This window comes from Coleofasciculus sp. (assembly GCF_046539235.1).
Classification (GTDB): domain Bacteria; phylum Cyanobacteriota; class Cyanobacteriia; order Cyanobacteriales; family Coleofasciculaceae; genus Coleofasciculus.
Genome location: NZ_JBKHHI010000353.1, coordinates 1 through 7005 on the forward strand (window position 1 = coordinate 1; position 7005 = coordinate 7005).

7 protein-coding genes are annotated in these 7005 nt (G+C 45.9%); 5 read left to right on the forward strand and 2 right to left on the reverse strand.

Annotated elements, in window-relative coordinates; translation table 11 throughout:
* Nucleotides 1-137: 137 nt before the first annotated feature.
* Entirely contained in the window at nucleotides 138-713 is a 576-nt protein-coding gene (locus ACLFWI_RS23640) for a hypothetical protein (protein WP_446410553.1), read from the reverse strand.
* Between the two features lie 558 nt (nucleotides 714-1271).
* Entirely contained in the window at nucleotides 1272-2633 is a 1362-nt protein-coding gene (gene aroA / locus ACLFWI_RS23645) for a 3-phosphoshikimate 1-carboxyvinyltransferase (RefSeq protein ID WP_446414958.1), read from the reverse strand.
* A 184-nt stretch (nucleotides 2634-2817) separates the two neighbouring features.
* Here aroA and ACLFWI_RS23650 point away from each other — a divergent pair, with 184 nt between their 5' ends.
* From ACLFWI_RS23650 to ACLFWI_RS23670, 5 genes are all read left to right on the forward strand, one after another.
* Nucleotides 2818-3519 carry a P-loop NTPase fold protein gene (locus ACLFWI_RS23650; RefSeq protein ID WP_446414959.1) on the forward strand — a complete coding sequence of 234 codons (702 nt, stop codon included), beginning with the start codon at nucleotides 2818-2820 and terminating at the stop codon, nucleotides 3517-3519.
* A 15-nt stretch (nucleotides 3520-3534) separates the two neighbouring features.
* Nucleotides 3535-3786 carry a hypothetical protein gene (locus ACLFWI_RS23655; RefSeq protein WP_446410937.1) on the forward strand — a complete coding sequence of 84 codons (252 nt, stop codon included), beginning with the start codon at nucleotides 3535-3537 and terminating at the stop codon, nucleotides 3784-3786.
* A complete protein-coding gene (locus ACLFWI_RS23660) occupies nucleotides 3774-4220 on the forward strand; it encodes a type II toxin-antitoxin system VapC family toxin (protein WP_446414960.1) in 447 nt (148 codons plus the stop codon). The genes ACLFWI_RS23655 and ACLFWI_RS23660 overlap by 13 nt, the downstream gene beginning before the upstream one ends.
* Nucleotides 4221-4475: 255 nt before the next feature.
* Entirely contained in the window at nucleotides 4476-6755 is a 2280-nt protein-coding gene (locus tag ACLFWI_RS23665; protein WP_446414961.1) for an NACHT domain-containing protein, read from the forward strand.
* On the forward strand, nucleotides 6712-7005 hold a 294-nt coding region (locus tag ACLFWI_RS23670; RefSeq protein WP_446414962.1), incomplete at its 3' end, for a tetratricopeptide repeat protein. The genes ACLFWI_RS23665 and ACLFWI_RS23670, both read left to right, overlap by 44 nt.

Here is a 7005-nt window from a genome sequence, read left to right on the forward strand (position 1 = left end):
CACCTTCGGGGAACCTGATTTGTAGGGGCGGGTTTAGGGATTTTCTGGTCGCTATTGGTAATGTTGTTGCCAAACCAGCCCTGACCGATCCTTCGCTTCGCTTAAGAACATAAATTTGAGGAACTTATGGACAAGTTTTAACTGCTAAATACCTGAGCCAAATCTTCATTGGACGTTCCCAAGATGCGTGCCAATCGATTCAGTTCGCTATCACTAAAGCCATCCCGAACTTCCATTAACTCTTCCACGGATTTTCCTAAAATTCGGGATAAAGACTTAAGCTGGCTATCCGGAATATCTTTACCTTGGAAAATATCTTTGAGCTGTTGTGGCGCTAACTTATAAGAAGCACAAAATCGCACAAATTCTCGATTACTAATATCGAGTGCTTGTTGTCTTTCCCTGAGTAAAAAAGCGATCGCGCGAGTTCCATGTTCCGGACGTTTAGCTTTGTCCAGATAGTCTTGGATGCGCCTGTCCAAATGATTCATGCTAATCCCAGCTTGTTTAAGCAAGTCGATACAGGCTAATTTTAATGCTTTGTTTAACATTTCATTTTCTTCGTGGAGTCGTTCATACTCATTAAAGATTTCCACCATCTTCGCCGCAAATTCTGGCGTACAAAACCCAACTTCCATATCCTCGCAGGAAATGGCAATATAGGAGCGGTAGTGGTTCAGTTGTAAACGCAATGTCTGGTTATTTGGGCGCATAAGTCCAACGTTTTTAGTAAAAAACTATTCTAGGGGAGTTATTTGACCAATTGTGCCAAAGTATAGTTCATAAGGATAGTGGCGTAGAATGCAAGAGTTAACAATATAGCGCCTCCGCCAAAAAATTGGTGATCTTGTTCTCCCACCTGACTCAGGCTGAATACGATATTTTAGTACACCCTGTTTATCAATCAGCAGATAACCTGATTGTCTGTTACATCGACATTTTGACATACTCCCCCGCTAGACGACTGTTAGCAGGGGTGTTTGGGAAGCGGAGGAAGCTGGGTGAGGGGGTGATGGGGGTGATTCAATGTGTAGGGGCGGGTTTCACTATTACCTTTTCGATTGCATCCATAAGTGACTAAACCCGCCCAGATTTTCGCGGGTTTCCAGACGTCCCGTGAAAAGTCAGCCCCCTGCAGATGGGTCAGGGCGGGTTTTGTACAAACGTTATTATCAATCGTGACAAGAAAGTCCCTAAACCCGCCCCTACATAGGGCTTGCTGAATTAATCGGGAAGCTATACTAATTCAGCAGAACCTACATACTCAACACTTATGCAGGAGAGTCTTGATTGCACAGACGTTGTAAGGTGGTGGTAAAGTCGGGGTAGGAAATGGTTGCGGCTTCTGCACCGTGGATGGTGGTGATTCCTTGGGCGTTGAGGGCGGCGATCGCAAGACTCATGGTGATCCGGTGATCGGTATGACTGTCAACCTCTGTACCCGTTAGGGGGGTGTTTCCATTGATTTCTAACCCATCGGGGAGTTCTGTAATCTTTGCGCCCATCCGGTTTAACTGAGACGCCATAACCGCGAGGCGATCGCTTTCTTTGACCCGAAGTTCGGCGGCGTCCCGAATTACTGTGGTTCCTTGGGCGAAAATCGCCGCAACTGCCAAAATCGGAATCTCATCAATCATACGGGGAATTAAATCCCCAGAAATCTCACAAGCGCTGAGACGACTATAGCGAACTCGGATATCCGCCACGGGTTCTCCCGCCACTACCCGTTGATTCTCTAACTGAATATCCGCATTCATCATCGCCAGGGCGTCTAAGATACCCGTGCGGGTGGGATTAACTCCGATATTTTCAATCAATAAGTCAGAATCCGGGACAATCGCCCCAGCGACTAACCAAAAGGCGGCGGAACTAATATCACCCGGAACAATCACCGTTTGTCCCTGGAGTTGCGCTGGACCCGTGACTGTGGCACTGTGGGTGTCTGGGTCAACCGTGATTTTAGCACCAAACGCCTTAAGCATCCGTTCGCTGTGGTCACGAGACAACGCAGGTTCTGTTACCGTGGTGTCCCCTTCAGCCATTAACCCCGCTAACAGGATACAGGATTTAACTTGGGCAGAAGCGATGGGGGAATGATAGTGAATTGGGTTGAGGCGTTGTCCCTGAATTGCTAGGGGGGCTAATGAACCATTCCCCCGCCCCCAGATTTGAGCGCCCATTTGTTGTAGCGGATGGACGACACGAGACATCGGGCGCGATCGCAAGGATTTATCTCCGGTTACCGTAAAAAAGCGTCCGGGGTGGGAAGCTAAAAGTCCCAGCATTAGCCGCAGGGTAGTCCCAGAGTTACCCGCATTTAAGATATCCAGAGGTTCTTGTAATTCTCCCACGCCCACGCCCTTAACGATAACCTCATCGGCGTTGAGTACAGAGATTTCGGCACCCATAGCTTGGAAACAAACGGCGGTACTGCGCGGATCATCCCCCAGTAGGAGTCCCTGGATGCGGGTTTCCCCTGGCGCGATCGCACCCAACATTAAAGCACGGTGGGAGATAGATTTATCACCGGGAACCTGGATATTCCCTTTCAGGAACAATCCCGATGGCGGGCGGGTGATAATTAAATCGAGTTGAGTTTCGATTTGCTTCAGGGTGACAACCGTAACGGGCATAGGTATGGAGAGGTTTAACAGGGGCGACATAAAATTGTATCAAAGATGATGGGGTGAGGGGGAGATGGATGAGATTGTGTAGGGGCGGGTTTCACTATTATCTTTTGGGTTACACCCTTTCTTTAACTAAACCCGCCCCGACTTGACAAATGACGAATGACAAATGACGAATGACAAATAACAAATGACTAACCCCAAATTTTGGAAACCCGTTTATCAACTGTTTAAACCCGAAGAACCGTTGGAAAAGGCTGAAGATATTCGCGATTTTTACGTTCCGCGATCGGATAGCCCCGTTGAGGATTTAGTCAACGCCTTAGAAATGGAAGATGACCCCGCCAAATTTTTACTATCGGGTCACACAGGTAGCGGTAAAACCACAGAATTACGCCGAGTCGAACATTCTTTAGCCAATAACTATACCGTAATCTGGATTGATACCGCCACCGCCCTTGACCGTTATAATATCGGTTATGCCGAAGTTGTCGTCTTAATTGGTCAAGAAATTTGTCGTCAAGCGATTAAACCAGGCTGGTGGTCACGCAAAGATGACCGTTTACTCAAAGATTTAGAAGATAGTCTCAAAACCGTTATTTATCAAGATAAAACCAACTCCACTGAAGGATTAGCCCTACCCGATCTGCTAACCAAAATGGGCATGACCCTAAAATTAGGGCTAACCCGAGAAATGACAAGAAGCTTGAATATTCGCCCCCTGTTAAGTGAAATCATCGCTAAAGTGAATGCAATTATTCAAGCAGCGGAAAAAGATAGAAAGCAAAAATTATTAGTCGTTGTCGATGGATTAGATCGTCATGATCAGATGACCGCCTTAGAAATGTTTGCCAGTCCTCTGCTGACAGAACTCAATTGTCATAAACCTTGATAAGGAGACTAACTCATGCAATCAGCGTTAAGGATTGAAACCCAAGTATTACCCGGAAATAAAATTGAGATAACCTTACCATCCGATGCAGTTTCCAAGTCAGTAGGACAAACCGTTGAGGTAATTGTCATTCTGCCCAATCCACCCAAGCTAATGCGTCAAAATGTTCTGGACTGGATTGAACAAGCCCGGAGCAAACATCCGTCTAGAACAGCTCAAGAAATTAATCGTGATATCCAGAGTGAAAGGGATTCATGGGACAGCTAAATTTACCAGACTCTGCCAAGATATACATTGACACAGTAATCGTGATTTATACGATTGAAGTCAATCCCAATTATTGGCAACTGCTTCAACCATTATGGCAAAAGTTTCAATCTGGTCAAATTGAACTGATAACTAGCGAACTTACTCTCCTAGAATCCCTGGTTATCCCCTTTAGGCAAGGAAATACAAACCTGATTGATACTTATGATCAGTTACTCCTATCGTCAGGAATTCAATTAATTCCAATTAATCAAACCATCATTCGAGAAGCCGCCAAACTTCGGGGATCAACAACCTCACTGAGAACACCAGATGCTATTCATGCAGCCACTGCCATAATTTCAGGATGTAGTCAGTTTCTCACGAATGATCAGCGTCTGCGGACAGTACCTGGTTTGCCCATCTTAATTTTAGATGAGGTATTGACATCATGAGACATATCTCAATGATTAAAACTCTCTAGGTTGAGGTGAAATTAATTGTAGATTGTAGGGTGGGTTAGGTGGTGTTAAATTTAGGAGATAACCATTTAATTAGATATCCGCCGTAACCCACCAACAGCTTGAAATGTTATGAACCTGTTCGTAGTCAGCACTTTAGTGCTGGCAAATCAAGCATTTTAAGGCACTAAAGTGCCTACTACGAACAAAATCATCTACAATCAGACTAAGCATCAGGACGGATTGACCATGGCAATCGACACTCCCCCCATAAACAATCTAAATCAACCTGACCAGGAAACCTTAGATGATTTAGTCACCACCCTAGAATTGTCCGACGGGACAACCATTGTATTTGCCATCGCCCCTGAAAGCGCCCCCAATCATCCCGTCGTCGAACAATTAAAATCCGTCCTCAACCCCGATGAATTTCAGGTTGAAAACTTCTTTTATAGTCAAGAGTCTCTGATTGCGTTTCTCTATGCTTTAGACAAGAGAATCCCGGTTAACCCAGACGCCAAAGACGAATCTAAACGCCCAGTCATCATGGCGTTTGGAATTGAACAGTTACCTCGCCCCCGGATACTGAAGGAACTGAAACGATTGAATCTGGGGCGAGAGGCGCTGTTTTCACGGGAGATTGTCCTGATATTTTGGCTGAATAAGCGGGATTTTATCAATACATTTCGCGGTTATGCGCCGGATTTTTGGGATTGGCGGGAGAAGGTGGTGAAGTTTACCACTCGTCCGCCGTTGAATTCCCTACTTTATCCCTATTTAGAGAGTTTAATTGCGGAGAATTCTTATCTGAAAATGAGTGGCGTGATGCAAGTACAGCGCCAGGTTGATATTTTTTTGGATCAAGTTTATGTGTCCCTAAAGGCGGAACGTCAGCAGCAGGTGACGGAGTTTAAGGGGGGGAGTAAGTTAAGTTTTGAAACACAGAGGTACGCCGAGGTTGGCGCACAGAGTCGCAGAGGGATGGAGTTTGCGCCGTCGGAAATGATGACGAAGACGGTGACGCATAAAGTGAATTTGGCGGAGGCGGTGGGGAGGAGTCACTATAGTGTGATTTTAGGTGATCCGGGGGCGGGGAAAACTACACTTTTGCGATATCTGGCGCTGCATTTTGCCATGGCGCAACGGGATGGGAAGGAGAGGGTTTTGGTGGAAAATGTAGAGACGTACCATGGTACGTCTCATGGTACGTCTGGGAATGCAGGAAATAAGGACGAATTTTCTCAATCTTCAGTCACCAATCCTGAATCATTGGGGAATACTCGTTTCCCGGTGTTTTTACGAGTTGCGGATTATGCGGAACGGTTGGTGAAACAGCCGGAGTTGAGTTTGTTGGCGTTTTTGGAGGAATTTTATCAGCAGTGGGAAGCGGATGTTCGGGATGTGAACGATGAATGTAGAGACGTAGCATGCTACGTCTCTACACTGCTGTGTGACAAGATGCGTCAGGGTGAATGTTTGGTGTTGCTGGATGGTTTGGATGAGGTATTTAATCAGACTAGCCGTCAGCAGATTGTGAAACAAATTGAGGCGTTTGTTACCGATTATCCCGATAACAAGTATGTGATTACCAGCCGGATTGCGGGCTATCAGGATGTGAAATTAGGCAGTCGCTTTACCCAGTTTACGATTACTCAGATGGAATTTGAGCAGGTAGAGCGATTCCTGCGTCGCTGGTGTTTGGCGATTGAAAAAGCGCAGAAACCAGAGGAAACTGAGGAGGTTTGGCGACGAGACGCACAGAAAGAAGCCGAGGAACTGTTGGAGGCAATTCACGGGAATGAAGGGGTCAAACGTCTCACCGGAAATCCCCTATTATTAACCATTTTGGCATTAATTCATCGCAATGGGTCGCGCCTCCCGAATCGGCGGGTGGAACTGTATGCGTTGGCGGTGAAAACGTTGATTGAAGATTGGCAATTGAGTGAAAATTTACCCGATGCGCCGCAGGTAGTGTTGCGGGAAAGTGAGGTGATTGAACTATTAGCACCCTTGGCGTATTGGATGCATGAGGAGAAACCATCGGGGTTAATTACCCAAGCGGAAGCGGAAGCGCAGTTAGGGGAGAAATTGGCAGAGTTAAATGATGAAGATGCGGAAGCCGATAGTGTGAAAAAAGCCGTACAGGAATTTTTGCGGCGGGTACGGGAAACGACGGGGTTATTTGTGGAACGTGCGCCCAATGTTTATGGGTTTATGCATTTAACCTTTGAGGAGTATTTTGCATCGCGGTATATTGTCGATAATGACGTGAGTGAGATTCTGGAAATTATCCAAAAACACCAGGATGATGCACGTTGGCAAGAACCAATTTTATTGGCGTTGGGGTATTTGGGAATTCATAGTCCTAAGCGGGTGAATCGGTTAGTGGAACGGTTGTTTAAGGGGTTGGAGGAATATCAACCTGTTAGGGGAAGAAATGACTCCAGCGTTGGAGGTAACGCGACAAAATCAGAGTGGAGGGTTAATGGGATTAACCTTTCTCACCGGGATGTCTTACCTGCGAAGTGATCAGTATGATAAAGCGATTCCTCTTTTAGAAGAGATAACGGGGCAAAATAATAGTGGGATTCAGGCTTATATTGATTGGTCAATGGCTGCGGCTTATCAGGGAGTGAAAAAGTTTGACCAAGCGATTGATGCTTATCAAGCCTGTTTTGAAAAGCTGGAGCCATATATTGAGCTAGCTGCTTTGATGATTTTCTGGATGAATCTAGGAGTTTGTTACCAATTATATGAGAAATATGAAGAGGCGATCGCA